The organism is Maritalea mediterranea (assembly GCF_021568695.1).
Lineage (GTDB): Bacteria > Pseudomonadota > Alphaproteobacteria > Rhizobiales > Devosiaceae > Maritalea > Maritalea mediterranea.
In genome coordinates, this window is record NZ_JAKGTI010000001.1 from 683,658 (window position 1) to 697,891 (window position 14,234).

Here is a 14,234-nt window from a genome sequence, read left to right on the forward strand (position 1 = left end):
AACGCTTACAACCCCAGCTTATCTTTAATGCTGTAATACCATGAGCCGACCACAGAATAGGGCACGCGAAACATCTGTCCGCCGGGGAATGGGATATAGGGCACTTTTTCAAACACATCAAAGCGTTCATTGTCGCCCGAAATCGCTTCGGCCAAAATCCGTCCGAATGTATGCGATCCGGTGACGCCGTGGCCTGAATAGCCGTGGGCAAAATAGGTGTTATTGTTCAATCGACCCAATTGCGGCACCCGGCTGAAGGAAAGGGCAAAATTGCCGCTCCAGGCATATTCGATTTTAGTTGTTTTTAGTTCGGGGAAAACCCGATCCATGTTTTTGCGCAGCTTGGCTTCAATATCTTTCGGGTCACTGCCACCATAAACGGTGCCGCCACCAAACAGCAGACGATTGTCTGCAGACAGGCGATAATAATCAAGAATATACCTTATATCTTCCACGCAGGTTGATGTAGGCAGTAGTCGATGCGCAAATTCATCCGACAACCGTTCCGTGGCCATAATTTGTGTTGAAACAGGCATGACGCGGGTTGCCAATTCAGGCACGACTTTCCCCAAATAGGCGTTGCCGCAAAATACAACGGTTTTACATGAAATTTCACCGTGTTCTGTCTTTACGACCGGTCTTTTCGCTTCATAATCAACATCGATAACTGCGGACATTTCGTAGATGGTGCCGCCATTTTTCTCAACCGCATCGGCTTCTCCTAACGCGAGGTTGAGCGGGTGCATATGCCCGCCTGCATGATCGATCATGCCGCCGGCATAAACATCGGACCCTACATAATGGCCAATATTTTCCTTTGACACCATTTCTTGGGAGCAAAGGCCATAGCTTTGCCAAAGCGCCAACCGCTCCTCAAGCTCACGCATATGCGCGGCGGTGTAAGCGGTAAATAGGTTTGTCGGTTTGTAGTCGCATTTGATGTTATAGGTTTTAATGAAGTTGCGAATGATGTCGCCACCTTCCATCACAAGACCGGCTACAAAATTAGCTGTGTCCTGCCCATAGCGTCGCTTGATCGTTTGTAAAGAGGCGTTGAGACCATTTACAATTTGTCCGCCGTTGCGCCCTGATGCTCCCCAGCCGATACGGGCACCTTCCAAAATTACAACATTATAGCCTTTTTCCGCCAAGTGCAGTGCTGTCGACAAGCCTGAATATCCGGCCCCAACAATGCAAATATCGTAACGTTGCGAACCCGTCAGTGAAGGACGAAGCTTTGTCGTGTTGGCAGACGCCGCATAATAGCTTGTGGTATGTTCACCGGAGCCCGCATAGGGGTGACTAAAAGAGGCATTCATCAAACTGTCTCCAGATAAGCGGCATATTCGCCTTCAGTTACCCAATCCAAGAAACGGTTTCGTTCCTGCTGTTTGGTTTGGGCAAACAGGCGAACCAATTGAGGGTCAAATATTTTTACGATTTCCTGTCCGTTGGCAAATGCATCAATTGCACTGCCAAATTCGGTAGGCAAAACTTGGGTATCGGCCGCATAAGCATTGCCGGTGAGCGGCGGATCAGGAAGTGTTTTTGCTTCAATGCCGTTTAAAGCGGCACCAAGGATGGCTGCAATCACCAAATAGGGATTGGCGTCTGCGCCGGCGACACGCTGCTCAATCCGCCGCGCTTCGCCGGGACCGCCGGGAATGCGGATCGCGCATGTCCGGTTTTCATAGCCCCATGCGACGCCAATCGGCGCGTGTTGACCGGGGCGAATACGTCGATAGCTGTTAAGATGCGGCGCATAAATCAGCGTGCTTTCTTGCATGGCGCCCAGAAGGCCCGAGACAGCAAACCGCAAAATGTCGCCGCCCTCATTTGTGCCATCATCAAACACATTGTTACCGTTTTCATCCAGCAAGGAAAAATGCACATGCATTCCATTTCCCGCTTGGTCACCAAATGGCTTGGCCATAAATGTAGCGCTAAATCCGTGTTGACGTGCAACACCTTTAACCAGCTCTTTGAACAACAGTGCATCATCTGCAGCTCTAAGCGGTTCAGCACTATGTAATAGGTTTATTTCAAACTGTCCTGATCCACTCTCAGAAATGGCGGCATCGGCCGGTATGTCCAATTTCGCACAGGCTCCATAAACATCATCCAGAAAAGCGCCGAGCGCGTCCAGCTCTGACACCGCCAGCACATTATGTTTGTCTATGGGGCGATGGCTTTGTGGCAATGTAAGGGTTTGCGGTGTGCCATCGACTATTTGTGTAAGGTAAAACTCCATTTCGGTGGCGACAACTGGCGTTAGCCCTTTCGCCTTAAAGCGCTTCACGATATTGGCCAATGCCATGCGGCAATCGGTGCCAAATGGCGAGCCATCGTCCGCCAACACGCTAATTTGCAACATTGGCGTTGCGTTGTTCAGCCACGGGCGGGGGATTAAACCGCGTTCGGTGGCCAAACAGACCCCATCTGCGTCGCCGCTTGTGAACACAAGTTCGCTTTCCTCAACATCCCGTCCCCAAATATCAACAGCGCAAGCGGAGAGTGGCATTCGCATGCCACCGTCAAGAATTTTGCTAATTTGTGCGCGCGGCACGCGTTTGCCGCGCAATACGCCATTTAAGTCACATAAAGCGACCATGACGGCGTCAATATCCGGGTTTTCAGCCAACCAATCTTGCGCGTGCAATTGAGACAATTTGATTATTCCTTGAATAATGTGATATCATTTTTAAAAATGTGACATCATTATTGACTGCTGTCAATCCAAAGCATAGTCTTAGAAAAAATCGCAACCGAATGGGAAGCCAATGGACTTTTGTATCCCAGAGCTAGAGGGTGATGATCAGCCAACCAGCCAAGATCAGGTTTATGCGCGTTTAAGAAACGCCATTATGGTGGGGGCAATTCCCACAGGCACCTCGCTCACCATGCGGGGGCTTGCCGAGCATCTCAATCTCAGTCCAACGCCCATTAGAGAAGCATTGCGCCGATTAACATCAGAATCCGCAATCGTTTCGAAAGACAATCGCCGGATGCTGGTGCCCGAAATGACGTCGGGTCGGTTTGAAGATCTTGTTTCAACCCGCAAAGTGCTGGAATGCCATGCGGCGGTGCGGGCATTGCCTTATATTTCAGACATTCTGATAGATGAGCTTGAAGCGATTGATGTGGAAATGGACGGCGCGATACCCAAATCAGATTATGATCTTTTGACGCGGCTCAATCAGGCTTTTCACCGGAAGCTATACAGCGCCAATATTCATCAATGTGCGTTGCCATTAATCGAGAGCATCTGGCTGCAATTGGGGCCCTTTCAACGCGAGGTGATCAGTGATTTGCGTGAATTTTACATTGTCGATCACCATAAATCACTGCTTCAGGCCCTAAGGAACCGCGACGCCGACGCATTGGTCGATTCCATCAAAAAAGACATTGAAGATGGCGTCGTTGCCGCTGGACGAGAAGCGATAGCGGCCAGATCAGCAGATCAAAATAAACAAAGAGCGGCGGGTGAAGAATGAAAAACATCGATGACATTGATTGGCATGAAGCAGCGGCGGCGCTGAAATTTTCTAACAAGGCGATTATAGATGGCCGGGCTGTTGCGGCCCAATCGGGTGAAACATTTGAAACGTTCAGTCCGATTAACGGCAAATTGTTGGCACAACTGCCCAAAATGGGGGAGGCCGATATTGATGCTGCGGTTGCCGCCGCTCGAAGCTCATTTGAGGATGGTCGTTGGGCGGACCAGTCGCCGGCAGCGCGAAAAAAAATACTTATTCGGCTCGCTGAATTGATCAATGCACATCGTGATGAATTGGCCCTTTTGGAGACCCTAGATATGGGCAAACCGATCGCCAAAAGTATCGGCATTGATGTGCGGGCAGTGGCCAATTGCTTTGCCTATTATGGCGAGGCGATCGACAAAGTCTATGATGAGGTGGCACCAACCTCCAACAATTATCTAAGTCTGGTGACGAAAGAGCCATTGGGCGTGGTGGCAGCAGTTGTTCCGTGGAACTTCCCGATGCTGATGGCCGCATGGAAGGTCGCGCCAGCATTGGCCACGGGCAATTCGGTTATCCTTAAACCCGCTGAACAATCCTCATTGTCGGCGATCCGGTTAGCTGAACTGGCACTTGAGGCAGGCGTTCCCGAGGGTGTCTTTAATGTGGTCACCGGCTTGGGCCCAGATGTTGGGCGGGCGCTTGGCCTGCACATGGATGTAGATGGCTTGTTCTTCACCGGCTCCACGATGGTGGGCAAGTTCTTTATGGAATATGCAGCAAAATCAAACCTCAAAAAAATCGGCCTTGAACTGGGTGGCAAAAGCCCAAACATTATCCTCTCAAGTTATAAAGACACGGCGCACGCGGCGCGGGTTTCGGCGGATGCTGCCTGGTTCAACCAGGGTGAAATGTGCACATGCCCAAGCCGTTTGATTGTTGAGCGGTCCATCCATGATGAGGTGGTTGAGGTCCTGAAAAATCAGGCGAAAAACTTTGTTCCCGGCGATCCGCTGAACACAAAAACTGAGATGGGAGCGGTGGTCGATGCCCGTCATGCTGACCGAGTGATGGAATTTGTGGATGTCGCCCGTTCTGAAGGTGCCGACGTGACGATTGGCGGCAACCGTGCCCGGATTGAAACGGGTGGCTCCTACATTGAACCCACAATTTTTGACAATGTGCAAAATGATATGCGCGTGGCGCAGGAAGAAATTTTCGGCCCAATGATTTCCGTTATCGCCGTGGATACGCCCGAGGAAGCCATTAAAATAGCGAACGACAGCCCTTACGGTTTGGCCTCAGCCTTGTGGACCGATGACCTGTCACAAGCCCATCAATTATCTCGAAAAATCCGGGCCGGCATGGTCTATGTAAATGATTATGATTGCGACGATCTCACCACGCCGTTTGGCGGCTACAAACAGTCCGGCATTGGTCGTGACAAATCGCTGCATGCGTTAGATAAATATGTGGAACTAAAATCAACTTGGATAAAAATCGCCTAGGATCAATCTAGACTGTAGAGCCCTTGATCCCAGGGGCAAAGCGACTGCAGGAAGTGACCCACCTATATTGGGTGGGTCATTTTATTCAATTGATGCGTAGTTTTTTGTCACATGATCATTGGATTTTCAGGTGCGCACCAAACCGGCCGGGGTGACAAAGAAGTCGCCTTTGTTGGATGCCGTATCCTTACAATTTATCGCGCAGCGAATACCAAAGCATCGCAAGCACCAGCAACGGATGACGCATCATTTTGCCGCCAGGGAATTTTGGTGTTGGAATTTGCGCCATAATGTCAAACCGTTCGGCTTGGCCACTGATCAATTCTGCCGCGATTTGCCCCGACAATGTGCCCATGGCAACGCCGGACCCAGAAAAGCCGGACATGCTGACGATATTGCCTTGGCCATATCGTTCGAAATGTGGCATCCGGTTCATGGTGATGCCCAGCGTACCGCCCCATGAATAGTCAATTTTCACCTGTGCGAGTTGAGGGAAAATTTCAGTCATGGGCTTGCGAACCTTGGACGCAATATCTTTGGGAAACTTGTAGCGATAGCTTTCCGTGCCGCCAAACAGCATACGATTATCATCGCTAAAGCGGAAATAATTGACAACAAACTTGCTGTCCGCAACGGCAAAATTTTTGGCGAGAATGTTGGCCCGGGCTTCAACGGATAAAGGCTCCGTCGCCACGATGTAATTGTTGATCGGCATCACATGTCTTGTCACATCGCGATGCAGATCACCTATATAGCCATTGCAGGCCAACACAAGATAATCGGCAGAAATGCGCGCCTTATCAGTTTTAACAACAACCTGTTTGCCCTCTTCAATGTCAGTCACCAAACTGTTTTCATGAATAATGGCCCCATTCGCCTGGGCCATGCGCGCCAAGCCCAATGAAAACTGCAATGGATCAATATGGCCGGCGCCCATATCCAAAGTGCCACCAAAATATGCGTTGGAATTGACCAACTCCCCCAAGCTTTTCTTGTCGAGGAACGAGATTTGATCATAACCATATTTTGCGCGCATCTTGTCCACATAAGCGCGCGAATGGGACACATAGCGCTGTCGGTGATCCGCATGAATCACCCCTGGATGGAAATCAGCGTGCACCAAATTCGAGGCGGCCAGCTCCCGGACAAGTGCCGGCGCGGCGCGGCCGATTTGCCAAAGCTCCATGGCGCGGCTATCGCCGAACATTTGTTCCAGCTCATCTTGGTCCAATCGCTGGCCTTGTCCGACTTGTCCGCCATTGCGCCCTGATGCACCGAAACCGACGCGCTGGGCTTCAAGCAGCCGCACGGTGTAGCCCCGTTGGGCCAAATGCAACGCTGTCGAAAGCCCGGTAAATCCGCCGCCGATCACGCAGATATCGCAGTGCAAGTCTCCTGCGGCAGGCGGGCAATCTTCAAGCGGTTGAATATTGCTGGCATAATATGACGGGGGGTAGCGTTGCGGTTGGTCGTTGATTGAAAGCAGGTTCACTAGACGTTCAACAGCAAATGCTGCCGCTCCCACGGAGAGATTTCGCGCTGATATTCCTCATTTTCGGCGCGTTTGAGATCAAGGAACACCTGGCAGAACTCTTCACCTAGTACAGCCCATAGTTCATCCGCTTCACTGAATAAATCGAGCGCCTCGCTTAAGCTGGTGGGTAACCCGTCGTCGGTTTCAAAAACTTCATTCATGGCTGGTGGACGCGGTTCGATCTTGTTTTTTATGCCCAGATAGCCGCATGCAAGCGAGGCCGCAATTGCCAGGTAAGGATTGCAATCCATGCCGATTACACGATTTTCCAACCGTCGTGCGTCTGGACCGGATTGGGGCACCCGCAATCCGGTGGTCCGGTTATCTTGCGCCCATTCCAAGTTTGAAGGCGCGGATTGGCCTTCAGGTGTAAGGCGTCGATATGAATTGACGTAAGGGGCCAGCAAGGGCACGGCCTGCATCAGATATTTTTGCGAGCCACCGATAAAATGGTAGAAGCGTTCGGTTTCGTTGCCTTGCTCATCAGAAAAGATGTTTTTGCCTGTTTTTGTATCGAGGATCGATTGGTGAATATGCATGGCGCTACCCGGTTCATCGCGCATAGGCTTGGCCATAAAAGTTGCGAATATGCCATTTTTCAATGCTGCTTCCCGAATGGTGCGCTTGAAGAAAAACACCTGATCGGCCAATTCCAGCGGGTCGCCATGTAGCAGGTTAATTTCAATTTGGCCTGCACCACCTTCTTGAATAACCGTGTCGATTTTTAAACCTTGCGCCTCGGCAAAATCGTAAATGGTATCGATGACCGGGCCATATTCGTCAACGGCTGCCATCGAATAGACTTGGCTGCTCGCGCTTTTTCGTCCTGTTCGGCCAATGGGGGCTTCAATCGCCTCATTGGGATCAATATTGGGCTTAGTGAGATAGAACTCCAACTCAGGAGACAAAACCGGCGAAAGCCCTTCTGCCTTGTAAATGTCGAGGATTCGTCTCAACACATTGCGTGGAGCGATTGGCAATGGTTCGTCGGGGCGCGTGAACATATCGCAAATGATTTGCACTGTCGGATCTTCAGCCCATGGCACGGCGGTTGCTGTGGACATATCCGGCATCAGCGATACGTCCCGTTCCAGCCACTGATTTTTGATCTCCATATCCACATATTCACCAGAGATGGTTTGGTAGAATAAGGAAATGGGTAGAAAGATTGAATCGTTGGGTTGGAATTTATAGGCGGGCATTGCCTTGCCGCGCGCCGTCCCGGCGATATCAGGTATGATGCATTCAACTTCCTCAAGCCGTCTACCGGCCAGATATTGAAGACAAGCGTCAGGCAGCACATCCGCCCATGGTTTGTTTTTTTCGTCTTTTTCGTTTCGGCTCATCCGCCCACACCTAACTTTTGATCAAATTTTTGGAAAAAAGATTGATTGATTAACTCAATGCCCTGCGTGAGGTCGTCACGCATGGCGCTTGCCGCGTTTTCAGGTTCGCCTTCAAGCAAAGCGCTTAGTATATCTGGATGCTTATCGGGCAGATTTGTCGTGCCAAATCGACCACAAATGACGCGCAGGCTTGGTCCAACCTGCAACCATAACATGTGTGCCACCCTCAATAAGACAGGAGAGTCAGCCAATTCGTAAATGCCGAAATGAAAGGCATAATTGCGCTCGAGATAGGCGCCAACATCTCCAATCTCAATGGCCATATTTACAGCTTCATCGATGACCGAAAGTCGATCAACTATTTGTTGGGAAACGTTTTTTACCGCTCTAGATGTCAGCTCTGGCTCGATCTCGAGCCGAAGCATATAAATGTCTTCAAGTGCGGATTGATCAAGTACCGGCAAAGCAACTCGGCGATTGCCCAATGTTTCTAGCGCATTTTCTGAAACAAGACGGCGGATCGCTTCCCGCGCCGGGGTCATGCCAACATTTAAGGCATCAGCCAAACCCTGGATGGTCAGCGGCTCACCGGGGGCAAAGCGACCGAGAAGAATCATATTTCTCAGGGTCTCATATGCGGCCTGATGCTCTGGTGTTTTTTTGTTATTTGGCATTTTTTTACTGTCTATCCGATGCATTTCGATTTCACATTAACATCCAAATCACAAAAAAAACTTGCGTTTGTCAAACTTTTGATCAAAAGTTTTTGAAAAACAGGAGGAACATAATGAAATTAGCAACCACGCTCTCGACTGTAGCACTTCTTTTTGCGACGCAAGTTGCTGTCGCTGAGGAAGTTCGAGTTTATAATTGGTCGGATTACATTGATGAATCGTTGCTCGAGAAATTTGAGCAAGAAACTGGCATTGATCTCATCTACGATGTTTTTGACAGTAATGAACTTTTAGAAACCAAAATGCTGGCGGGTAATTCCGGGTATGACGTCGTTGTACCTTCCGGCAGTTTCTTGAGCCGTCAAATTCAGGCTGGTGCCTTCCAAAAACTGGATTTCTCCAAATTGCCCAATAAGGACAATGCATGGGATGTAATCCAGCAACGTACAGCACAATATGATCCCGATAACGCATATTCGGTCAATTACATGTGGGGAACCACAGGTATTGGCGTGAATGTGGGTAAAGTCACAGAAGTATTGGGCGAAGATGCACCAATCGATTCACTCGAGCTGATCTTTAATCCAGAAAATATGGAAAAACTGGCATCATGTGGCGTTCATATGCTCGATTCGCCGATCGAGGTCGTGCCAGCGGCGCTTACGTATCTTGGAAAAAATCCCGCCTCCCAGGATGAAGAAACCCTCGAACTGGCGGAGCAATTGCTTCTGCGGGTCTCTCCCTATGTGGAAAAATTCCATAGTTCCGAATATATCAATGCGCTTGCCAATGGTGAGATTTGTGTAGCCTTGGGATGGTCTGGTGATGTCTTGCAGGCGCGGGATCGCGCAGCAGAGGCCGATAACGGGGTTGAGATTGCCTATAATGCGCCCAAAGAGGGGGCATTAATGTGGTTTGACCAAATGGCCATTCCGGTTGATGCACCGAACCCAGATGCTGCGCATAAATTCATAAATTTCATGCTAGATGCTGAAAATATGGCGACCGCGTCAAACTATGTTTATTACGCCAACGGGAATTTGGCTTCCCAACAATATTTGGTTGAAGATGTGATCGGCGACACAGCGATTTACCCCGACAAGGAAACGCTGAATCGTCTTTATACAACGCCGCCATACCCGCCAAAAGTGCAACGCACGGTTACGCGGATGTGGACCAAAATTAAATCTGGCACCTAAGGCGCTGCATAATAATAAAACACGCACGGGGGTAATTCTCGTGCGTGTTTCCGAGTGGGAAAGCCAAATATGAGTAATAATACACCGTTTGCGCCGTGGAATGATGAGGCGGCAGTGCCGCTAATCCAGTTTGACGGTGTCTCCAAAAAGTATGGAGACTTTCTGGCAATCGATAATATCGATCTCAAGATTTACCCAAGAGAGTTTTTCGCATTGTTGGGGCCATCAGGCTGCGGCAAAACAACTTTGATGCGCATGCTCGCCGGTTTTGAGGAGGCAAGCGCAGGCAAAATCACGATCGACAATAAGGATATGGCAGGCATACCGCCGAATAAACGAGCGGTGAACATGATGTTTCAGTCTTACGCGCTGTTTCCGCACTTGAATGTGGTGGACAATCTTGCGTTTGGCTTGAAGAGATCCCGTATGGCAAAATCAGAAATTGATGGCCGGGTTGAAGAGATGCTGCGTTTGGTGCAGTTGCAAAAATTTGCAAAACGTAAGCCCCATCAATTGTCCGGGGGGCAACGTCAAAGGGTCGCGCTGGCTCGGGCTTTGGCAAAGGCGCCAAAGTTGCTGTTGCTTGACGAACCCTTGGGTGCGCTCGACAAAAAACTGCGTGAAGAGACGCAGTTTGAGTTGATGGATATTCAGGAAAAGACAGGCACAACCTTCGTGATCGTGACGCACGACCAGGAGGAGGCAATGACCGTGGCCAGCCGGATCGCGGTTATGGATCATGGCAAACTTGTGCAAATTGATACGCCTGATCGTGTGTATGAAAATCCAAACTCTATTTATGTGGCTGGTTTCATTGGCGATGTGAACATAATTGAAGGCCGGGTCTCTCACCTGGCAGGGGAAGAAGCTCAGCTTTGTTGGGCTGAGGGCACGTCTGATATTCGAGGCATGGCGGGCCCTAAAATCCAAAAGGGAGAGGAGGCGGCTTTCGCAGTTCGGCCAGAAAAGGTCGCGCTTTCCGTGCAAGAGCCGATCGAGCGCAATAATCGCGTCGCGGGCAGGGTTGAAGACATTGCATATCTGGGCAATATGTCGACCTACTATGTGCGACTTGAAAACGGCAACCTGATTAAATCACAAGTTGCCAATGACCGTAGAATTTCTCGTCGGTCGGTAACCTGGAACGATCAAGTCTGGCTATCGTGGAGCGATACCGCGGGTATCGTCTTGCCATCAGGTGGTAACCCATCATGACGCTGTCTAAACGTTTACTGATCTTTGTGCCTTATGCGTGGCTGCTGGCGCTATTCCTTGTCCCGTTTTTCATTGTCGTCAAAATCGCGTTGTCTGATTATGCGATTTCCATCCCGCCTTATACCCCCACCTTTGACTTGAGTGCAGGCTGGGCAGGCTTTGTCGATTTCTTGTCGAAACTGGACCTTGAAAATTTCGTCTTCTTGGCTGAGGATGATCTATATTGGAAGACTTTCTTGTCCAGCCTGCAAATTGCGGTGATTGCTACGCTTTTAACATTGCTGGTGGGATTCCCCTTTGCCTACGCGATCGCACAAGCGCCATCAGAATGGCGGCCAAGCTTAGTACTTCTGGTCATTTTGCCATTTTGGACCAGCTTCTTGATCCGCGTTTATGCGTTGATCGGAATTTTGTCCAATGAAGGTTTTCTTAACCAGTTCTTGATGTGGACCGGCTTAATCTCAGAGCCTTTGGCTATTCTGAACACCGACATTGCCGTTTATATCGGTATTGTATACGCCTATTTGCCCTTTATGGTGCTGCCCATTTACGCCACCCTCGATAAACTGGACGGATCATTGCTCGAGGCAGCGCAGGATTTGGGCTGCACGCGTTTCCAGGCCTTTTGGTCGGTGACCATTCATTTGGCCAAACCGGGCGTAATCGCTGGTTGCTTTTTGGTTTTTATTCCAACATTGGGCGAATTTGTTATCCCGTCACTGCTTGGTGGCGCGCGCACATTGATGATTGGCAAAGTGCTGTGGGAAGAGTTTTTCTCCAACCGGGATTGGCCGGTCGCCTCTGCGGTTGCGGTTATTCTGCTGCTCATTCTAATTGTCCCGATTGTCTTGTTTCAGCGCAGTGAACAAAGGTTGAGGGAGCAAAATCAATGAGAAAGACCAGCTGGTTTAATGTTGTATCCCTCACAACAGGTTTTGCCTTTTTATATATCCCGATCATAATCCTGGTGATCTTCAGCTTTAACAAATCCAAGCTGGTCACCGTGTGGGCAGGCTTCTCGACCAAATGGTACGGGGAGTTGCTTTCAAATGAGGCTTTTTTGGACGCCGCCTGGGTAACCCTGAGAGTTGGGTTATGGTCTTCAACCATCGCGACAGTTTTGGGCACAATGGCCGCTTTGGTTATGGTGCGGGGCGGGCGTTTTTTCGGTCGCACCTTGTTTACGGGCATGATCTACGCGCCCCTCGTGATGCCAGAAGTGATCACCGGCCTTTCTTTGTTGCTGCTCTTTATTGCCATTGGGCTTGATCGGGGGGCCACGACCATTGTGTTGGCGCATGCCACATTTTCAATGTGTTATGTGTCCGTTGTGGTGTCGTCGCGGCTGTCAACCTTTGATCAAAGCTTGGAAGAAGCCGCGCTTGATCTGGGGTGCACCGCTTTTGATGCATTTAAGTCTGTGACGTTGCCGATCATCGCTCCTGCCGTTGCTTCGGGCTGGTTGCTCGCCTTCACCCTTTCATTGGACGACCTTGTGATCGCGTCATTTACCGCGGGGCCATCGTCCACCACGCTGCCGATCAAAATATACTCTTCGGTCCGGTTGGGGGTCAGTCCGGAAATCAACGCGTTATCGTCGATTATCATCGGTTTGGTCACCATCGGGGTTCTAACGGCTTCAATAGCCTCCAAACGCGCCATCAGGCGTCAACAAATTGAAGAGCGACGAGCGATTGGTTAGGAAAATTAGCTTTTCGAATATCTATAAGGATCGCCTGTGTCATTTGTGAAACTTGGCCTTAAAGACCCGTAATTGCTGGAACACCGAGGATATGTGAATGGCGAATGGGTCGACAGTGAACACAAGTTTGATGTGTTGAACCCTGCGACCGGCGAACGTGTTGCGAGAGTTAGCAACCTTAGCGTCCAAGATTGTTCGGCTGCGATCGACGCAGCCTATCTTGCACAAAAGCAATATGCCAAATGGACAGGCAAAGAGCGCAGCCAATTATTGCGCAAATTCTACGACCTGATCGTTGAACATGCCGATGATCTGGCGACTATTCTGACTGCTGAAATGGGCAAGCCATGGGCAGAAGCGCGCGGCGAAATTTTGTATGGGGCATCCTTTATCGAATGGTTTGGCGAAGAAGCCAAGCGTGTTTATGGAGAAATTATCCCAGGGCATCAACGTGACAAACGGATTGTTGTGTTAAAGCAACCTGTTGGGGTTGTGGGGGCCATAACACCATGGAACTTCCCCAACGCGATGATTGCGCGAAAACTTGCACCAGCGCTTGCCGTGGGATGCTCGTTTGTCGGGCGTCCCGCAGAGTTAACCCCTTTGTCCGCACTCGCCTTGGCAGTGTTGGCTGATCGAGCGGGCACCCCCAAAGGTCTCGTCAACATTGTTCCGTCGCTCGACAGCGCTGGCATAGGTAAAGAATTATGCTCAAATGAAAAAGTGGCTAAAATCACTTTCACCGGTTCTACCCGGGTGGGTAAAATTTTGATGGCACAGTGCGCCGGGACAATCAAAAAGATGTCACTGGAGCTGGGCGGCAATGCGCCGTTTATGGTGTTTGATGATGCCGACATAGACAAAGCGGTGGATGGCGCCATGATTGCGAAGTTCCGCAATAATGGTCAAACATGCGTGTGTGCAAATCGCATTTATGTCCAAGCCGGCATCTACGATGAGTTTGCTGGAAAGCTGGTTGCACGGATGAAAGATCTCAAACTCGGCGATGGGTTAGCGGACGATGTTGACATGGGGCCACTTATCAATGAGGCGGCGGTTGAAAAGGTTGAAAACCATATTGAGGATGCCACGGGGAAGGGCGCTAAAGTTTTGCTCGGAGGAGGACGATCTGATCGTGGCGGAACATTTTTTGAGCCGACAATATTGGCAAATGTGACCTCGGATATGATTGTGAACCGCGAAGAAACGTTTGGTCCGCTTGCTCCATTGGTGCGGTTTAAAACCGAGGACGAAGTGTTGGACCTCGCCAATAGTTCAGAATTTGGATTAGCGGCATATTTCTATACCAAGGACATTGCGCGGGTTTGGCGCGTCGCTGAAGCGCTTGAAGTCGGCATGGTTGGGATCAATACAGGTCATATTTCAACTGAAGTTGCGCCTTTTGGTGGCGTAAAACTGTCCGGGCTTGGCCGGGAAGGTTCCCACTATGGCATCGATGATTTCATTGAAATCAAATATTTATGCATGGGCGATATCGAATAATTCTCACGCAAGGGTAGTTCCAAATTTCAAACCTGACAAAACATGGACACTGACCGACTGCGACTGAAATGCGG

At 50.0% G+C, this 14,234-nt stretch carries 12 protein-coding genes; 7 read left to right on the forward strand and 5 right to left on the reverse strand.

What is annotated here, in order from left to right; all coding sequences use genetic code 11:
- Window positions 1–5: 5 nt before the first annotated feature.
- Together L1I42_RS03310 and L1I42_RS03315 are read right to left on the reverse strand one after the other, a co-directional pair.
- Window positions 6–1,319 (reverse strand): NAD(P)/FAD-dependent oxidoreductase, encoded by a 1,314-nt coding sequence (locus L1I42_RS03310; protein ID WP_236113078.1) that lies wholly within the window; start codon window positions 1,317–1,319, stop codon window positions 6–8.
- Complete coding sequence (locus L1I42_RS03315) at window positions 1,319–2,668, reverse strand: glutamine synthetase family protein (RefSeq protein WP_236113079.1); 1,350 nt, start codon at window positions 2,666–2,668, stop codon at window positions 1,319–1,321. Before L1I42_RS03315 ends, L1I42_RS03310 begins: the two co-directional genes overlap by 1 nt.
- A gap of 112 nt (window positions 2,669–2,780) precedes the next feature.
- Between L1I42_RS03315 and L1I42_RS03320 the strand changes: the two genes are divergently transcribed.
- Complete coding sequence (locus tag L1I42_RS03320; protein ID WP_236113080.1) at window positions 2,781–3,494, forward strand: GntR family transcriptional regulator; 714 nt, start codon at window positions 2,781–2,783, stop codon at window positions 3,492–3,494.
- Window positions 3,491–4,987, forward strand: a complete 1,497-nt coding sequence (locus L1I42_RS03325; RefSeq protein WP_236113081.1) for an aldehyde dehydrogenase — start codon at window positions 3,491–3,493, stop codon at window positions 4,985–4,987. The genes L1I42_RS03320 and L1I42_RS03325 overlap by 4 nt, the downstream gene beginning before the upstream one ends.
- A gap of 187 nt (window positions 4,988–5,174) precedes the next feature.
- On the opposite strand, the gene L1I42_RS03330 is transcribed toward L1I42_RS03325, so the two are convergent.
- Genes L1I42_RS03330 through L1I42_RS03340 form a run of 3 tightly spaced genes read right to left on the reverse strand, consistent with a single transcriptional unit; the run spans window position 5,175 to window position 8,565 of the window.
- Window positions 5,175–6,479: an NAD(P)/FAD-dependent oxidoreductase gene (locus L1I42_RS03330; protein WP_236113082.1), complete on the reverse strand. Its 1,305-nt coding sequence runs from the start codon at window positions 6,477–6,479 to the stop codon at window positions 5,175–5,177.
- Window positions 6,479–7,867: a glutamine synthetase family protein gene (locus L1I42_RS03335; RefSeq protein WP_236113083.1), complete on the reverse strand. Its 1,389-nt coding sequence runs from the start codon at window positions 7,865–7,867 to the stop codon at window positions 6,479–6,481. Before L1I42_RS03335 ends, L1I42_RS03330 begins: the two co-directional genes overlap by 1 nt.
- Window positions 7,864–8,565 carry a GntR family transcriptional regulator gene (locus L1I42_RS03340; RefSeq protein WP_236113084.1) on the reverse strand — a complete coding sequence of 234 codons (702 nt, stop codon included), beginning with the start codon at window positions 8,563–8,565 and terminating at the stop codon, window positions 7,864–7,866. The genes L1I42_RS03335 and L1I42_RS03340 overlap by 4 nt, the downstream gene beginning before the upstream one ends.
- A gap of 89 nt (window positions 8,566–8,654) precedes the next feature.
- On the opposite strand from L1I42_RS03340, the gene L1I42_RS03345 reads away from it, so the two are divergent.
- The 5 genes from L1I42_RS03345 (at window position 8,655) to L1I42_RS03365 (ending at window position 14,160) form a co-directional block, all read left to right on the forward strand.
- Complete coding sequence (locus L1I42_RS03345; RefSeq protein WP_255768283.1) at window positions 8,655–9,740, forward strand: polyamine ABC transporter substrate-binding protein; 1,086 nt, start codon at window positions 8,655–8,657, stop codon at window positions 9,738–9,740.
- Between the two features lie 69 nt (window positions 9,741–9,809).
- A complete protein-coding gene (locus L1I42_RS03350) occupies window positions 9,810–10,955 on the forward strand; it encodes an ABC transporter ATP-binding protein (protein ID WP_236113085.1) in 1,146 nt (381 codons plus the stop codon).
- The gene (locus L1I42_RS03355; RefSeq protein WP_236113086.1) at window positions 10,952–11,848 is read left to right on the forward strand and encodes an ABC transporter permease subunit; all 897 of its coding nucleotides are present in this window, start codon (window positions 10,952–10,954) and stop codon (window positions 11,846–11,848) included. Before L1I42_RS03350 ends, L1I42_RS03355 begins: the two co-directional genes overlap by 4 nt.
- A complete protein-coding gene (locus L1I42_RS03360) occupies window positions 11,845–12,657 on the forward strand; it encodes an ABC transporter permease (protein ID WP_236113087.1) in 813 nt (270 codons plus the stop codon). Before L1I42_RS03355 ends, L1I42_RS03360 begins: the two co-directional genes overlap by 4 nt.
- A gap of 72 nt (window positions 12,658–12,729) precedes the next feature.
- The gene (locus tag L1I42_RS03365) at window positions 12,730–14,160 is read left to right on the forward strand and encodes an NAD-dependent succinate-semialdehyde dehydrogenase (protein ID WP_236113088.1); all 1,431 of its coding nucleotides are present in this window, start codon (window positions 12,730–12,732) and stop codon (window positions 14,158–14,160) included.
- Window positions 14,161–14,234: the final 74 nt, after the last annotated feature.

Bases quoted from the DNA above. Each gene is read 5' to 3' on its own strand.
- L1I42_RS03310 (WP_236113078.1), bottom strand. From the start codon at position 1,319: ATGAATGCCTCTTTTAGTCACCCCTATGCGGGCTCCGGTGAACATACC.
- L1I42_RS03320 (WP_236113080.1), top strand. From the start codon at position 2,781: ATGGACTTTTGTATCCCAGAGCTAGAGGGTGATGATCAGCCAACCAGC.
- L1I42_RS03325 (WP_236113081.1), top strand. From the start codon at position 3,491: ATGAAAAACATCGATGACATTGATTGGCATGAAGCAGCGGCGGCGCTG.
- L1I42_RS03335 (WP_236113083.1), bottom strand. From the start codon at position 7,867: ATGAGCCGAAACGAAAAAGACGAAAAAAACAAACCATGGGCGGATGTG.
- L1I42_RS03340 (WP_236113084.1), bottom strand. From the start codon at position 8,565: ATGCATCGGATAGACAGTAAAAAAATGCCAAATAACAAAAAAACACCA.
- L1I42_RS03345 (WP_255768283.1), top strand. From the start codon at position 8,655: ATGAAATTAGCAACCACGCTCTCGACTGTAGCACTTCTTTTTGCGACG.
- L1I42_RS03350 (WP_236113085.1), top strand. From the start codon at position 9,810: ATGAGTAATAATACACCGTTTGCGCCGTGGAATGATGAGGCGGCAGTG.
- L1I42_RS03355 (WP_236113086.1), top strand. From the start codon at position 10,952: ATGACGCTGTCTAAACGTTTACTGATCTTTGTGCCTTATGCGTGGCTG.
- L1I42_RS03360 (WP_236113087.1), top strand. From the start codon at position 11,845: ATGAGAAAGACCAGCTGGTTTAATGTTGTATCCCTCACAACAGGTTTT.